A 16,503-nucleotide genomic window follows, 5' to 3' on the forward strand; every position below is an offset into this window, starting at 1 on the left:
AGGATCAAAATCGATGGAAAACACAACAGAAATTGTAGGTCAATATAACACACTATTAATCGTTCTTTCCTTGATCATCGCTGTAATTGCTTCCTATACAGCTTTGGATTTGGCAAAACAAGTAAAACTCGGAATCAGCAAACGTAAAAGCATAATCTGGTTACTTGGGGGAGCGGTTGCTATGGGATCAGGAATTTGGTCAATGCACTTCATCGCCATGCTCTCATTTCACTTACCAATAGCTGTTCATTATGATCTCAAGATAACATTACTATCTCTGGGTTTAGCGATCGCCGCCTCCAGTTTAGCATTATGGCTATTATATCAACCCAGTACCAATCGATTATCGCTTGTTGGCGGTACGATTTCCATGGGAATTGCGATCGCTCTGATGCACTACACAGGGATGGCAGCTCTCAAACTAGAAGAAGCTCAAATACAATATAACTCTTTGATCGTAGCCTTATCTGTAATAATCGCGATCCTAGTATCAGGGGCGGCTTTATGGTTGGCATTTCGCGCACAAAGTCCAGATTCAAATCAGCAACTTTGGCAAAAAATAGGAAGTGCAGCAATTATGGGAACTGGAATTAGTGGAATGCACTATACAGGAATGTGGGCAACTCACTTTTTTCCAAAATCAGTTTTAACGGCTGATTCCTTCCCAATATTTAATCAATTTGGGTTAGCTTTAGGGGTTGGTGCAATCACCTTAATGATTTTAATTTTTACCCTGATTAGCCTCTTTTTTGATCGACGTTTAAATGCTCATCAACTGCGAGAAAAAGCTTTAGCAGAAAGTGAACACCGCTTTCAAACCCTTATCCACGAAATGCAAGTGGGTGTATTACTCCTAAACAACCGTGCTGAAATCCTAATTAGCAATCCATCTGCACAAAAATTATTAAAGCTGAAATCTAATAGCGAAACCCCTCAAATTTTTGGTCAAGATTGGTATCTTGTGCAAGAAGATGGCAGTGATTATACTCCTCAAAAACTTCCCGTACAATTCGCCATTACTCAACGTCAATCTGTTCGGAATATAATCATCGGAATTCAAAACTCAGATCCGAACGCTCAATGTCGGTGGTTACTGGTGAATGCGACTCCGCAACTCACAGAAAATGGCAGCGTTGAACGAGTGATTTGTACCGTTAGTGATATTAGCCAACAAAAGCAAACTGAAGCCGATCTAAGAGACTCAGAAGAACGATTTTCTTTAGCTGTAGAAGGTGCAAATGATGGAATTTGGGACTGGGATATTGTAACTGGAAAAACTTACTTTTCTTCTCGCTGGAAAATGATGTTTGGTTATGGAGAAGAAGAATTACCCAATCATCACGAATCCTTCAAAAAAATCCTTCATTCAGAAGACTCAGAGCGATTTTTTGAGACTTTAGAACAGTATCTAAACCAAGAAATTCCTTACTACGAAGTTGAGTTTAGAGCGGTGACTAAACAAGGCAGTATTCGTTGGATACTTTCTCGGGGTGTAGCACTCTGGGATAGTAATAATAAAGCCTATAGAATGGTGGGTTCTAATACTGATATTAGCGAACGCAAACAAGTTGAGCAAGCCTTAAAAGAAAGTGCAAAACGAGAAAGATCAATTGTTCGAGTTATGCAAAGAATGCGCGAAACCCTCGAACTTAAAACCATATTTAATGCAACGACAGAAGAACTCCGACAAGCGTTGTGCTGTTCGAGGGTTCTCGTTTACCGTTTTAATCCTGACTGGAGTGGAGAAATCATTGCAGAGTCGGTGATGTCAGGATGGAAAATGTTAATCCCCGACTCAGAAGATCAATCCTCTCTCAAACAAATCACTGTCAATCAAGATGATTGTGTGGTCAAATCACTCGATAGTAGCGAAGCTTTGATAGAAGATACTTATCTAAGAGAAAATCAAGGCGGATTTTATCGCCAAGGAAAAAGTTACTATCGCTCTGTACAAGATATTTATACAGCGGGGTTTGATGAATGTTATCTCAATTTCTTAGAGCAGTTACAAGCTCGTTCCTATATAATTGCACCGATTTTTTGTGGAACGAAGCTGTGGGGATTACTCTGCGCCTATCAAAATGGAACTCCGCGAGAATGGACGAAAGCAGAAATTAAAATTCTGACCCAAATTGGGAGTCAGTTAGGGGTTGCGGTTCAACAAGCTGAACTCTTGGCTAAAACTCAGCAACAAGCCAAAGAACTTCAAGAAGCCAAAGAAGTTGCTGATGCTGCAAACCTAGCGAAAAGTGAATTTCTCGCCTCTATGAGTCACGAATTGCGAACTCCTCTTAATGCGATTTTGGGTTTTGCACAATTAATGAATTACGACTCTAGTATCAAAACCGAACATCACCAATATCTTGAGATTATTAGTCGCTCAGGTGAACATTTACTAAACTTAATTAATGATATTTTAGAAATGTCAAAAATAGAGGCAGGTCGAGTTACACTGTCCGAAAATGATTTTGATTTACATCATTTACTAGAAAATCTAGAAAAAATGTTGTCTTTGAAAGCACAATCAAAAGGATTATTACTAACCTTTGAACTAGACGAGGCATTGCCTCAATGGGTAAGAGGAGATGAAAAGAAATTACGTCAGGTTTTAATTAATCTTTTAGGAAATGCGACAAAATTCACAGAATCAGGTTGTGTAACGTTACGAAGCTTTAGAGTGAATCAAGCCAAAGTTCAAGAAACAGAAAATAGTTTAATCAAGAATAATGATCTCAGAATTCGCTTTGAAGTTGCCGATACAGGCTTAGGTATTGCTGAAAATGAATTAAAGCGCTTATTCCAAGCCTTTTCTCAAACGACAACCGGGTTAAAATCAGGTGAAGGTACCGGTTTAGGATTATCCATTAGTCAACAATTTGTACAACTGATGGGTGGAGAAATCACGGTTGAATCTCAGGTTAATGTTGGGAGTACCTTTGCCTTTGAAATTCCGATGAGTAGCACTAAAGCTCACAACAAATATAGAAACTATAATCCTCATCCAGTTATTAGTTTAGTTCCTGAAGATCTCAAAAGAAGTGTTTTAATTGTAGAAGATCAATCGAATAGTCGTTTACTCATCGTCAAGTTACTCTCAGAAATTGGCTTTGAAGTTCGAGAAGCCAGTAGTGGTCAAGAAGCAATTGAAATTTGTTCAACTTGGCAACCTGACTTGATCTTGATGGATATGCGAATGCCTGTTATGAACGGTTTTGAGGCAACTCAACAGATTCAAGCGATGTCTTTTACTAAAAAACCGATTATTATTGCCTTGACAGCGAGTACATTTGAAGCTGAAAAAAAAGCGATTTTCAATGCTGGATGTGACGATTTTATTGGCAAACCATTCAAACGAGAAGAACTCTTAGAAATGATTAGAAAATATTTGGGAGTTGAATATATTTATGCTCAAGATGAGTCTGAAACTATAAATTCATCGGCTCAATCTTCTGACTCCGAACAAATGCAAATGATTTCGAGATCGGAGATGCTGGAAACAATGCCACTAGATTGGGTTAAAAAACTTCATAAAGCGGCTCAAGCTTGTAGTGACTTATTGATTTGGGAACTCATCGATCACATTCCTCCAGAACATAACAAGTTATCAGAAACTTTAAAAGAGTTAGTTGAGAATTTCCGTTACGATCAGATTATGGAATTAACTGAATCTAAGACGGTTTCGCAGAAGTGACTTCAGTGAAAATAAGTTCTGATTAATTAACTTAGAGGTTGTTTTTGGATCAAATAATTTTTTTTAATAGATATTATTGAACCTCTTGAGTTTTCAAGACTTCTTTCTAACAAGATTAAAAAACCCTCAACATCCAATCATCGGCAAGTCACAGCAGGGACAATTGATCAATTGTCTGTTCACTCCCTCTCAATCATTTGTAGCAAACAGTAAACTGAGAAGAACAAACGAATCATCATACATTCGGAGAACAGCGTGGGTTACGATTTTGATGCAATAATTATCGGTAGTGGTGCAGGAGGCGGTACGGTAGCGTTTGCGTTAGCCAGTGCTGGAAAACGGGTTCTATTAGTCGAACGTGGATCTCGATTTTCTGACAGAACAGCCTACCAGGATGAACGCCGAATGCTGATTAATAAAGAAGCTTTCGACGATCGCAATTTTAACGTCAACGGACAGCAAACTCGCTTACACATTTCCGGAATTCTCGGAGGTGGAACTTCCCTCTATGGCGGTGTTCTCATTCGTCCCAGTCGTTATGACTTTCATCCCGGTAAATATTATGACAAATGGCTACCGCGTCATCTCTGGGATTGGCCGATTACCTACGATGATCTCGCTCCCTACTATGACAAAGCCGAACAATTATTTCAAGTCAGTGGCGACAATACTACTCAAATTCCTAACGTTGAAACCCCAACTCACGGTTATCCTTGCGATGTTCCGGCTTTAGCCCCGATCAACCAACACCTCGAACAAGCCATCGACTCCGCAGGGTTTACTCCCTTTCACTTACCCTTTGGGATTGATTTTAATCGCTGTTTACGCTGTCCAAGCTGTCCGGGTTTTTATTGTCCTAACGATGCGAGGGCGTCTACAACGGTTAGACTTGTTGATACACTGCTTGAAAACGGCAATTTACAGCTAAAAACTCTGACAGAAGCCGATCAATTACTCACTAACGCCCAAGGGAAAGTCACGGGAGTTGAACTACGCGATCGCCAAACAGGTAACATTGAAAAACTCACCGCTAAAGTTTACATCCTCTCTGCTGGGGCGATAGGGAGTCCCGTTATCCTGCTAAAATCGGGCTTAACCGGACGCAGCGACCAAGTAGGGCGAAACTATATGTTTCACTGTGGCGCCCTCGCAGCAGGCTTTTTTGCCGGGGAAACAGGCGGTGCCGATAGCTTAATTAAACAACTCGGCTTCACCGATCTCTATCTCGGGAACCCAGATTTTCCCCATAAACTCGGACTCGCCCAAACCGTCCCCGTTCCCGGGCCACTTTCGATCCAAGCAGAACTTCCCTTTCCCCTTCCCACTGCTGTAGCCCGTTTTCTCCTCAAACGAATGTTAGTAATTACTGGGTTAGTTGAAGATTTACCCCAAAGCGAAAATCGAGTGGAATTGGGTAAAAATGGAGAAATTCGTCTAACTCACCGCTTCCATCCCTACGACGTCTATCGTTCCAAATATTATATGCGTCAACTAAGAACTGTCTTTCGTCAGGCGAGGGCTGTTTTTACCTATGGTGTCACGGGGGATAAAGACGAGGTTCATACTTCCCACCAAGCCGGAACGACTCGTTTTGGTACCGATCCGCACACAAGCGTACTTGACCCGGATTGTCGTTTGCACGACCATGATAACGTGTTTGTGGTTGATGGGGGATTTATGCCCAATTCTTTGGGGGTAAGTCCTGCTTTAACAATTATGGCGAATGCTTTGCGTGTATCAGAAGTGATCAAGGAGGTTTGTTAAAACATGAAGAAAACAGTCGTAATTACTGGAATTTCGGGGACTTTGGGGAGTGCGTTAGGAAAGGCGTATATGCAGCAGGGTTGTCATGTGGTTGGAGTGACTCGTCAGCCAGATTTACAGGGAGAAGGCTATAACGAGTTATGTGTTTCCCCTCAAGAAACCCTCGAAGATGCCCAAAAACTGTTTAGTTATAATCCCGATGTGGTGATTTTAAATGCGGGTCAAATCGAGACAGAAGTAGGAGAAGGTGGGGTTCCTTTGGTAGAATTAGTCGAGTCGATGAACCGCGTTAACTATACTTGGCCGGCGATTGTGGCGGTAGAAGCTGCCAAACAAAAGCGTGATCAACTTTTGGATGTGATTGCTATTGGTTCGATTGCTGATGGTAGCCCTTCTTGTTTTGGGCCGGTTTATCATTCGGGGAAAATTGCCTTACATTATTATTGGTCAGGTGTCGGGCCGATTGTTTATTATGCCAGTGACAAGATGATTCGTCTGCGGTTTTATCGTCCGGGTGTAATTGCTGGGCCGTTAGCCTGGGCGCCGGTCAATCGTTTGAATGAAAAAGCCTACAAAATTCGCGAAAATCGGGTTAATTCTGCACCTTCGGCTGATCACGTTGCGGGTAAGATTGTTAATTGGATTGAAAACAGCAAACAATGGGTGGGAACTTATGAGGAACCGTTTAGTTTCAAGATCTTTAAGTACCTATTTGCGTTGTTTCCCAATCAGTTTTATCGTTTACAACTATTAGGCTGGCCGAGGGGGAGTAAGTTTATTAAACCTGCGGAAAAATAAACCTATTTTTTCCTTTTTTGTGGGGTGGGTTTGGCGATCGCATGAGGTACATCCTAAAAACCCGGTTATTCAAGAGAAGCCGGGTTTTTAATTGAATTGTATCTCAGAAATATTGACCGGTAATTTTAACCGGGGCTTTTTCAATGAACACCCTCACCCACCTGTTTCCAATCAGATCGGAAGATCCAATTCGACGAAGAATAGCGAATCGCGCTATTATTGATAGATAGGTTGGGAGTTCTTGCTAACCGTTGATTTGGCGATATCAGCCACTAAAAATTGATATAATTTCTGGGGTTTTGACGCACTCCATTTTCCCAAACTTCAAAATGCAAGTGGGGTCCGGTTGATAACCCTGTGTTACCAACTTCACCAATCTTTGTATCGTCATTAACCTGAGTTCCAACACTCACTGCAAAAGTTGACAGGTGTAAGTAACGGGTTTTGAGACCATTACCATGATCGATGTCTATATACTTACCACCGAACTGATCAGTACCAACAAACAGAACATTTCCATTTTTTGCGGCTTCGATAGGAGTCCCTATAGGCGCCGCTAAATCAATACCGCCATGATCTGGATAAAATTCTTGGCTGACTGTGTAAGATCCTGAAACTAGAGGATTTTCCCAAACAGGAGGCGGGGGCGGAAGAGTCACACTATTTTCTGATAGGGAGACAAAAACATCACTAGAACCAAAGCCAATCAAATCATCCGTACCATTGCCATCGACATCACCTAACATACGGGGATAAGTGTTGTTATCTGTCCAGCCACCAAGATTTGGAGTTAACCCCGGTTGATGGGCAACGGGGGGGTCAAAAGTACCATCTCCTTTGCTGAGAGAAACGAAGACATTTGTGGAACCAAAACCGATAATATCATCTAAGCCATCGCCGTTAACATCACCTAACATACGGGGATAAGTGTTGTTATCTGTCCAGCCACCAAGATTTGGAGTTAACCCCGGTTGATGGGCAACGGGGGGGTCAAAAGTACCATCTCCTTTGCTGAGAGAAACGAAGACATTTGTGGAACCAAAACCGATAATATCATCTAAGCCATCGCCGTTAACATCACCTAACATACGGGGATAAGTGTTGTTATCTGTCCAGCCACCAAGATTTGGAGTTAACCCCGGTTGATGGGCAACGGGGGGGTCAAAATTACCATCACCTTTGCTCAGAGAAACGAAGACGTTTGTAGAACCAAAGCCAACAATATCATCTAAGCCATCGCCGTTAACATCACCTAAAACTCGGGGATAAGTGTTGTTATCTGTCCAGCCACCGACGTTGACAGTAAAACCGTTAGTTGAACTGGGAATTGAGCTAACTGACTCGCTAAAGATTCCATTGTCGTTGCTGAAAGAGACATAAACTTTGCTGCTACCAAAACCAACAATATCATCCTTACCATCACCATTGACATCACCTAACAGACGTGGATAGGTATTGTTATCGGTCCATCCGCCCACATTTGTCGTATAGCCAGGACCAGGACTTAAGTCAACTGGCGGGTCAAAAGTTCCATCCTCCTTACCGAAAGAAACATAAACTTTGCTGCTACCAAAACCAACAATATCATCGTTACCATCGCCGTTAACATCGCCCGACACACGAGGATAGGTGTTGTTGTCTGTCCAGCCGCCTCGCTGTTGGGTAAATCCAGGAGAAGAGCTAATCAAACTGTCGTAGGATGGATTATCAATCAAAGCCTCTTGAACTCTGAGAATATCACCCTCTACCCCATTCAGAGCGGTGTCTCCAAGAGTTGGTAAATCCGAGATATTCTCGAAATTGTCGGCTGTATGATTTCCGATCAAAAAATCAGCAGGATTTGGAACGGCGATATTATGGATTTGATCGGGTTCTTCTGGGGGATTAGGCGGGGCAGAATACCCGTTAAATTGTGATTCAATTGAACTCGAACCCCAGTTGAGTTGATTTGAATTTCCGAGCGGTAACAGTTCAAAGAACTCTTCGCCAGTGTTGAATAAATTAGATGCAGACATTGATGCAACCTCCGAACTAAAGAGAACTGATGCCTCGAAATGAATTTCGGGCTAAAAGCGAGCAGCCAATCGAGAAAAATAACCAAGTTAATCGGTGATAAACCTCTGCAAGTAGGGGCGGGTTCTAGTCAATCTCTATGACCGAGCAAAATTGTTGCGAAACCCGCCCCCAAGCCGAAAATGTAGTCGAGGAAATGTAGGTTGGATTATAATTAACTCAATCTCTCAGCGATGAGATAATTGATGCGATTTTCTAGCCAAACCTACCCCGGTTTACTTCTAGGATCGATCCTTGTTAGCTTTATCGAAAGCGTTGTCACGGGACTTTTCAGCACTTTGAGAGCTAGTACCCTTGTACTCTTTACCCGTGCTATTATCCCGAACAGTAGTCTCATGTTTTTTGCCCCCGAGTCCGCCATACTCGTAATAGCTCTTACTTTTAACGTCATAGCGGGGAGTATCGTTGTTGTTGGACATCGTTTTGTCTCCTTTAAGTATTAGTGATCTACCTTTGTAATAACTAGATTAAAGTTAATTACCTGAATTGTCAGTCAGTAAAAGTTAGTAGTTTTAAATTACTTTTACTGACTAATAAAGACAAATTTTTTACAAGTCACTCAAAGTCACTCAAAGTAAGTTATAATTATAATTATCCGCCTAAATATACTATTTGAATCTAATGAATATTGATATTTCTGAGGTAATAGAATTTATAAACTCGCAACTGAAGGCTAAAAATCTTCAAGGACTCCGTGATATTGAAACTGCTATTATTGAGGAACTGTGGCAGGATAAAAGCTTAAACTATACTGAAATTGCAGAAAACACGTCCTTTGCAGAGGGAACTATTAAGAACAAAGCTTCTGAGTTATGGAAGCGTCTATCAGAAGTTTTTTCAGTAGAGGTTAAAAAAAGTAATTTTACATCTATTATAAAAATCAACTATAATAAAATTATAACAGAAGAAATATACAATCAAACATCTCTAGATGAAGATGATATTGATCGTTCTATTTATTCTCAATATCAAAATGCAAAAGAAAAAGATTATTTGGAAAAGAAGATCCAAATTAGTCAAATTGAAAAAACCTTAAGAGAAAAAACAAATTGGGGACAAAAAAGGCTATTTGGCATTGAGAAAATACTCGATAAGCTTGGAGAAAATCTACAAAGTCCTGATGATTATTGGTTGATGAGTTTGACTGGTGCCGGCGGAATCGGTAAAACGTCTTTGACCGAAAAATTAGTCAGTGAATACGCTGATGATGGGAGTTTTGTTAAGTTGGCTTGGACAACTGCAAAAATAAATAAATTAGAAGCAGATATGTCAGTAAAAAAAAGACATAATAGAATCGATATCGATCTAAATGTAGATACTCTTCTGTATGACATTGCTACACAGTTAGACATTTATTTACCGCCAGCCAACAGAGATCATTTTCCTGCACTACGAAGAAAATTAAGATCAGATCCTTATTTAATTGTGATTGACAATTTAGAAACTTTAGCAGACTATGAAAGACTTTTAGACAGATTCAACCCTTTTGATCCGGATTGTCATATTAGACCCAGTAAAGTCATTTTGACATCTCGCAAAGACGTAAAAGCTAATAACGTTGGAGTTCGAGAAAAAAAAATACTTGGTCTAGATAGGTCGGCGACTTTAGAGATGATTCGTTATGAAGCTCAAGAATTAGATATAGTTAAGCAAGCGTCGGATGAAGAGTTAGAGGCAATTTATCAAAAAACAAAAGGTAATCCTTTGATGATCTTATTGATTGTTAGCCTATTAATAAATAATCACGAGCCTTTAGATAAAATATTTGAAAGATTTGAAGCAAATCAAGAGATGCAAGATTTTTTATATGTAGAATTGGTATTGTCCCTGTCACAAAATGCTCGAGATGTTTTAACATATGCAACCCAATTTAGTCCTAATTCTTTAATTGAGCATTCCGACCTACAGCAAACATCTGGTTTAAATGATGACGAGTTCATAGAAGCCAGAAATCAGTGTATTAAATTTAACCTTTTAGATAGCAGTCGTAGTAGTGTTACATCTGAAGCCAGATATTCAATTCATAGCTTACTATATAAGTTTTTAAGGAGAATTATTAATGAATAAAAACAGAGAACAATCACTTAATCGCCACGAACTGTTAAAACAAAGTTTGCGTCAAAATCCGCCAGATCCCAACCGTATTTTTGATCTTTTTTTAAATAAATCGGAGTTGGAAATTAATTTAGAGAATGTGATCACGGTTTTAAGAGATAGCTATGATAAAAATCAATATTTTGAAAAACGTTCTCAATTATTAGTTAAATTCCTAGACAAAGCTCTACGAATTTTATCTACAACTGAACAATGGCTTGATGAGATAGATCGGCTCATCAACGAATACGAAAAAAGCTCGATAAATTTACCTGCAAGTTTATATTATGCCAAGTTTAGGTGTTTAGCAACTTTATCGGTTTCCGATGCAAAAGCAGAGTCTTTTATCGAGAAAGCTATAGATCTAGAAATTAACATATATAATCAACTTGATTATCAATTGGAACTGGCAATGTATTATGAAAATACTAGCCAATATCGGAAAATGAAAAAGATAATTGATCAATGTGAAATCTTATGCAGGCAGTATTCTAACCTGGATCAGCAATTAGCCAGAACTTTGCTTTACTTAGGACATTACTATTTCTATACATTTCAGTTGGATAAAGCTGCTAATTACATGAATCAAGCTCAAAATATTTTAGAAACTATTTACCAAGAAGAAAGAGACCAAGAAGAAAAAGAAATATTGAAATTACTTAGCACTTGTTTACATTATTTAGGTCGAGTTTATTTTGCACAGTACAATTTTGTTCGAGCCTCTCGATTTTACATCAAAGCCCAACAAGTTTTAGAAAAAGCTCGCACCAAATATACATTAAGTAATGACTTGGGTGCAACTGCATTTTACCACTTAAGATTAGGTCAAGTTTTAGAAGCTAGCAAATTAATTGAAAGCGCAGATTATCACTACGATAAAAGTCAAAAAGAATTTGAGAAGTGCGGCAATCTTTCTGGTAAAATGCAAGTGTCTTTAGCCCGGGCTAATTTGATAGGTAGTCAGGTAGATGATTGTATGGTAAACAAAAAAAGTATCTGGAAAAAGCAAGTCTTACAGCTTAGAGATGCCGCTCAAGATGCACAAGATATCGGATATGATCGAGGCTATTTAGAAGCCTTGTTGCGACGGTTTTTGCTGGATATTAAATATGCTCAAATTGGGGATTTAATTAAAGTATCTTTTGCTATTGTTACCGCTTCTGAATTTTACAAGTTTATTTTTAGCAATCCAAGTCTTTTGATATCGAAACTGCAACTAGCCATAGGATTGTATGGTATGGGTCCTTATCACATGATCCGATTAAATCAAAAGCAAAAGCGTCAACCCCATTTTATTCTCAAAGCTTGCCCTTGCCGATATCCAGAATGTAGAAAACGCATAAATACATTAATTTAAACCGTTTGAACAGTACAGCGATTTGAGTGAATATAAAAATGCGATCACTAATTTATTTAAAAGCAATATTTATCCTTATTTGTTTAAAAAAACCGGATTAAAAATTACCGTGTTGAATAGTTTACCTCCGGTAATGGGTTTAAATTCTAGTGGTGCTTTTGCTTTGTGTTTTGCTCAGGGTTTAGTCGATAAATATTTAGATGTGGAAAAGTACAAACGGAGTTTGGGACTGGACAGTGCGGATCAACAAAAAGTTATTTTAGAATTGGCATTTTTATTAAACCCTCTGAGAAATAAACTCGCGTCTGAATTTTATTGTTGAGAGAGTACAGGAGGTTTGGTTATTCAGCCAAACCTTAGTTTTCCAAAAAAAACACGAACTTAACTCAATTTGTCAATCAACTTTTCAACTCGTTCTTTGACTTCTTCTCGCACACGGGGAAAGATTTCAGGTTGTTCTGCGGGGTCATCGAGTTGCCAATCTTCAAAGACTTCTTTTGTAACCCATTCAGGCGGTAAATTCACCCCACAACCACACAATGAAATCACCGCATCATAATCTTTGGGGTTAAATTCACTTAAAGCGTTAGAGGTTTGATTGTTAATATCAATTCCAACGTCTGACATGGCTTTAATTGCATGAGGATTGACTTCACTGGCTTCTAATCCTGAACTGGTGACGCTAATTTTTCCCTCACCTAGCTTTTTAGCAAATCCTTCCGCCATTTGAGAACGAGAAGAATTTTTCTTACAAACAAACATGACTCTTTTCATGGAACTCCTGATTTTTATTAGATTTTATTGTGCGAGTTTTTGTAGACAATTAGTTGGTTTTTTCTTGGCGTTCGCTGTAACGGTCTGTGAGATAATCTACTTTGTCTCGCAATAGTATGGTAAACTTATAAAGTTCCTCCATCACATCAACAACGCGATCGCGATAGGGTGACTCTTTCATCGTTCCATCTTCGTTGAATTCTTGATAGGCTTTCGCGACTGAAGATTGATTGGGAATGGTAAACATTCGCATCCATCGACCCAAAATTCGCATTGTATTCACTGCGTTAAAAGATTGAGAACCGCCACTGACTTGCATCACGGCTAATGTTTTTCCTTGAGTGGGTCGAACGGCACCAATACTTAAAGGAATCCAGTCAATTTGATTCTTTAAAATCCCGGTAATATTACCGTGCATTTCTGGAGATGACCAGACTTGACCTTCTGACCATTGACTGAGTTCTCGTAGTTCTTGAACAAGAGGATGAGATTCTTCAACCCTCCCCCGCAGAGGTAAGTCATAGGGATGAAAAAACTTTACTTCTGCTCCCATTTCTGTAATAATTCGCGCCGCTTCTTCTGCTAAAAGACGACTATAAGATCGTTCTCGCAATGAACCATACAAAAAGAGAATTCTGGGGGAATGATCAAATTTTTCCATCGGGGTTAACGTGATGATTCGTAATTATTTACAACAAGTCGATTTTACAGGTTCAGCAGCTTTGGAAGCTGTCGTTAAGTTGTCTTCTGGGGTTGTATCTGCAAGTTTAACCACAAATATTTCCCAACGATTTCCATCGGGGTCTGTTACCCAAACTTTATCTTGAATGGCATAACAACAGTCGGTATTGTGTTCTTCAAACGTTGCGAGTTTTGCCTGTTTAAATCGTTCAATTGCCGCTTGTACGGTTTCCGAACTTTCTACTTGAATTCCTAAGTGAGATAAAGTGCCACCCGGTTGAATTTCTTCGGCTAAATTCAGGGTTAGATTTAGCGGCGGATTGTTCACGTCAAATTTAGCATAATCAGCCTTATATTTGACAGGTTCAACTCCAAATAAAGTCTGATAAAAGGTAACAGACTGTTCTAAGTTTTCGACAACTAAAGCGATATGAGTTTTAAAGACTGACATAATTCACCTCTAATTTAACACTTCAAACAACGCGGATCAAGTAATGTTGCTTTTTCGGGTTCACGGGGAAACCAAGAAGCCGTTCGTTTGCAAACTTCGACCAACATTAACATCACGGGAACTTCAATTAAAACCCCGACAACAGTTGCTAAGGCGGCACCCGAATTTAAACCAAATAATGTCACTGCTGTCGCAATTGCTACTTCAAAATGATTACTCGCCCCAATTAATGCTGCGGGTGCGGCATCTTCATAGTACAAATTCATCTTTAATCCAGCAACATAAGCAATTAAAAAGATAAAGTTAGTTTGGATAAACAGAGGAACTGCAATTAACACAATATGCAGGGGATTTTCAACAATTAATTCTCCTTTGAAGGCAAATAGCAACACTAAGGTAATTAATAAAGCAGATGTCGAAACGGGACTTAAATACTTCAAGAACCTGCGTTCAAACCACGCTTTGCCTTTATGTTTAAAAATCCAATAGCGACTATACATTCCAGCAGCTAACGGTAATCCCACATAAATTAACACTGATAAAACAATCGTTTCCCAAGGCACCGTTAAATCATTCGCAGACAGCAACCAACGTCCTAAAGGTGCATATAAAAACAGCATCGCTAGGGAGTTAATCGCCACCATCACTAATGTATGACCTTGGTTACTATAAGAAAGATATCCCCACATCAAAACCATCGCTGTACAAGGGGCAATTCCGAGTAAAATTGTTCCGGCAATATAAGAGTCAGCGAGGGTCACTTCTGTTCCTCTTAATACCTCTGTTGTCGTGAGTAAGGGTCGGAATAAATATCCTAAGAAAAACTGTGAAAAGGCAACCATTGTAAAGGGTTTGATTAGCCAGTTAATAACTAAGGTTAGGATGACAGGTTTGGGTGCTTTTGCTGCTTGACGAGCCTGGGTAAAGTCAATCTTGACCATGATGGGATACATCATAAAAAACAGGCAAATCGCAATCGGAATTGACACCTGATAAACACTCATTGAATCGAGTGTAACCGCTATACCGGGAAATAATCTTCCGAGTACAATTCCAGCTAAAATACATAAAAACACCCAAACCGTTAGATACTTTTCAAAAACACTCAGTTGACCGCCTGCTTGTACCGCAGATTCATTAACTTGGGGTGAATTAACACTCATATAAATTCCTCAAAACTATGGGAAAATTGATTAATATTTAGTTTCTGATTCAAGCACACTTCTCGCTTCAGTATCCCCGAAACGGAGTTTTTTCAAATCTCCGGTTCCTGAAAAGTTTGCGGTTACATCAACATTTTTTGTGCTTTCTGAGTTGAACTGTTCGACAATTTTCTCGGTAATCGGATAAACCGTACTGGAACCATCAATTTTTATGGGTTGGTTTTGTTGCGACTGACTGGAACCACAACCAGACAACAAGACAGTTGTACCTAAAGCTAAACTAGCTACATTAAAGGTTTTTAGCCAGTTTGTCGGAGTTGTACTCATCGCTTTCTCCTCCTTTGCGGAGTTGAAGATATACTTGTACTATATCAAAAAAGTTTGATTAGTCAAGTTAACTTAGGTAAAGATTTTCGGCAAAAGCAGCGTTCAAAGACGTAAAAACTTTGATGGGTCAACAACTTAATCACATTTGCGGGCAGGCCAAATTGGGCTAAAGCGGCGAAACTCAGCTAGATACTCCTCTAGGGCGATGAACTGGGCAAGGTTGAGGCGATAGTATATCCACCGTCCTTCTGCCCGAGATTGGACTAAACCTGCTTTCTTAAGGATTTTCAGGTGAAACGAGAGTTTGGACTGGGCGATGTCAAGTTCTTCACAGAGGTCGCAAACGCACAACTCCGCCTCTCTCAACTCATCAATAATTTGCATTCTGAGGGAATCAGACAGGGCGTGAAATCCAGCAGCAAGTAAAGTTGATGATTCGGTCGAGGTTGTTTTCATCAATTTTTTTTGATACCATCACTGAGACATTATCTCTAGGATGCCCCATTCTGTCTGTTGTTGCAAGATACGGGTTTAAGTTTTAACCAATTCGTCCACGTAAATAGTCTTCTGTTTGGCTGTGAGAAGGGCTACTAAATACTTTTGAAGTGGTGCCAAATTCTAGCATTTCTCCTAAATACATAAACGCGGTATAATCAGAAAATCGAGCCGCTTGCTGCATACTGTGAGTCACAATTAAAATAGTAACGTGTTGCTTCAATTGACTCATTAATTCTTCAATACTAGCGGTGGCAATAGGGTCAAGGGCAGAAGTCGGTTCATCAAATAAAATCATTTCAGGATTTGCAACTAACGCCCGGGCAATACATAAGCGTTGTTGTTGACCGCCCGATAGATTTAACGCCATGTCTTTTAAACGGTCTTTGACTTCATCCCAAAGGGCTGCTTCTTTGAGTGCTTGTTCGACTTTTTCATCAATTAAACTCCGTTTTTTCTCACCGCGTACCCGTAACCCATAGGCAACATTTTCATAAATCGATTTTGGGAAAGGATTTGGTTTTTGAAAGACCATACTCACCCGCATTCGCACTTCAATCGGGTCAATTTCTCGACTTAAAATATTGTCTGAATCTAGGAAAATTTGACCTTCGTAGCGATTTCCTGGATAAAGGTCGTGCATTCGATTAAAACAACGCAACAGAGTCGTTTTTCCACATCCAGACGGCCCAATTAAAGCAGTAACTTGTCGTTCAGGAACAGTGAGATTAACATTTTTGACCGCATGAAACGAACCGTAATAAAAGTTGAGATCACGAGCTTCTGCTTTGGGCTTGAGGGTAATTAATTCTTTCATTTTCAACCTAGTTAAACA

At 39.6% G+C, this 16,503-nt stretch carries 14 protein-coding genes; 6 read left to right on the top strand and 8 right to left on the bottom strand.

The features are described from left to right. The first annotated feature begins 13 nt into the window (after window positions 1-13). The 3 genes from M595_RS14115 (at window position 14) to M595_RS14125 (ending at window position 6,253) form a co-directional block, all read left to right on the top strand. Window positions 14-3,691: an MHYT domain-containing protein gene (locus M595_RS14115; RefSeq protein ID WP_023066956.1), complete on the top strand. Its 3,678-nt coding sequence runs from the start codon at window positions 14-16 to the stop codon at window positions 3,689-3,691. A gap of 255 nt (window positions 3,692-3,946) precedes the next feature. Beyond that, entirely contained in the window at window positions 3,947-5,455 is a 1,509-nt protein-coding gene (locus tag M595_RS14120) for a GMC family oxidoreductase (RefSeq protein ID WP_023066996.1), read from the top strand. 3 nt (window positions 5,456-5,458) lie between these two features. Next, on the top strand, window positions 5,459-6,253 hold the full coding sequence (locus M595_RS14125; protein WP_023066991.1) for an SDR family NAD(P)-dependent oxidoreductase: 795 nt from the start codon (window positions 5,459-5,461) through the stop codon (window positions 6,251-6,253). Between the two features lie 272 nt (window positions 6,254-6,525). On the opposite strand, the gene M595_RS14130 is transcribed toward M595_RS14125, so the two are convergent. Next, window positions 6,526-8,268 (bottom strand): peptidoglycan DD-metalloendopeptidase family protein, encoded by a 1,743-nt coding sequence (locus M595_RS14130; RefSeq protein WP_023066962.1) that lies wholly within the window; start codon window positions 8,266-8,268, stop codon window positions 6,526-6,528. 679 nt (window positions 8,269-8,947) lie between these two features. Between M595_RS14130 and M595_RS14140 the strand changes: the two genes are divergently transcribed. The 3 genes from M595_RS14140 to M595_RS14150 are packed head-to-tail and all read left to right on the top strand — an operon-like array spanning window position 8,948 to window position 12,099. Continuing rightward, on the top strand, window positions 8,948-10,393 hold the full coding sequence (locus tag M595_RS14140; RefSeq protein ID WP_023067008.1) for a helix-turn-helix domain-containing protein: 1,446 nt from the start codon (window positions 8,948-8,950) through the stop codon (window positions 10,391-10,393). After that, complete coding sequence (locus tag M595_RS14145) at window positions 10,386-11,777, top strand: tetratricopeptide repeat family protein (RefSeq protein WP_023066974.1); 1,392 nt, start codon at window positions 10,386-10,388, stop codon at window positions 11,775-11,777. Before M595_RS14140 ends, M595_RS14145 begins: the two co-directional genes overlap by 8 nt. Before the next feature lie 22 nt (window positions 11,778-11,799). Then, window positions 11,800-12,099, top strand: coding sequence for a hypothetical protein (locus M595_RS14150; protein WP_023066979.1), 300 nt, complete (start codon window positions 11,800-11,802; stop codon window positions 12,097-12,099). 59 nt (window positions 12,100-12,158) lie between these two features. Here M595_RS14150 and arsC read toward each other — a convergent pair whose 3' ends face one another. The 7 genes from arsC to pstB all read right to left on the bottom strand — a co-directional run bounded on the left by arsC (window position 12,159) and on the right by pstB (window position 16,485). Beyond that, window positions 12,159-12,551, bottom strand: coding sequence for an arsenate reductase, glutathione/glutaredoxin type (gene arsC / locus M595_RS14155; protein ID WP_040484112.1), 393 nt, complete (start codon window positions 12,549-12,551; stop codon window positions 12,159-12,161). 49 nt (window positions 12,552-12,600) lie between these two features. Then, complete coding sequence (gene arsH / locus M595_RS14160) at window positions 12,601-13,212, bottom strand: arsenical resistance protein ArsH (protein WP_023066998.1); 612 nt, start codon at window positions 13,210-13,212, stop codon at window positions 12,601-12,603. A gap of 24 nt (window positions 13,213-13,236) precedes the next feature. Next, entirely contained in the window at window positions 13,237-13,683 is a 447-nt protein-coding gene (locus M595_RS14165) for an ArsI/CadI family heavy metal resistance metalloenzyme (protein ID WP_023067017.1), read from the bottom strand. A 14-nt stretch (window positions 13,684-13,697) separates the two neighbouring features. Beyond that, the gene (gene arsB / locus M595_RS14170) at window positions 13,698-14,846 is read right to left on the bottom strand and encodes an ACR3 family arsenite efflux transporter (RefSeq protein ID WP_023066961.1); all 1,149 of its coding nucleotides are present in this window, start codon (window positions 14,844-14,846) and stop codon (window positions 13,698-13,700) included. Window positions 14,847-14,876: 30 nt separating this feature from the next. Continuing rightward, entirely contained in the window at window positions 14,877-15,173 is a 297-nt protein-coding gene (locus M595_RS14175) for a phosphate-binding protein (protein WP_023067002.1), read from the bottom strand. Between the two features lie 135 nt (window positions 15,174-15,308). After that, complete coding sequence (locus M595_RS14180; RefSeq protein ID WP_023067001.1) at window positions 15,309-15,629, bottom strand: ArsR/SmtB family transcription factor; 321 nt, start codon at window positions 15,627-15,629, stop codon at window positions 15,309-15,311. An 82-nt stretch (window positions 15,630-15,711) separates the two neighbouring features. After that, window positions 15,712-16,485, bottom strand: a complete 774-nt coding sequence (pstB, locus tag M595_RS14185; protein ID WP_023066982.1) for a phosphate ABC transporter ATP-binding protein PstB — start codon at window positions 16,483-16,485, stop codon at window positions 15,712-15,714. Window positions 16,486-16,503: the final 18 nt, after the last annotated feature.

The sequence above is a fragment of the Lyngbya aestuarii BL J genome (assembly GCF_000478195.2).
Taxonomy (GTDB): Bacteria; Cyanobacteriota; Cyanobacteriia; order Cyanobacteriales; family Microcoleaceae; genus Capilliphycus; species Capilliphycus aestuarii.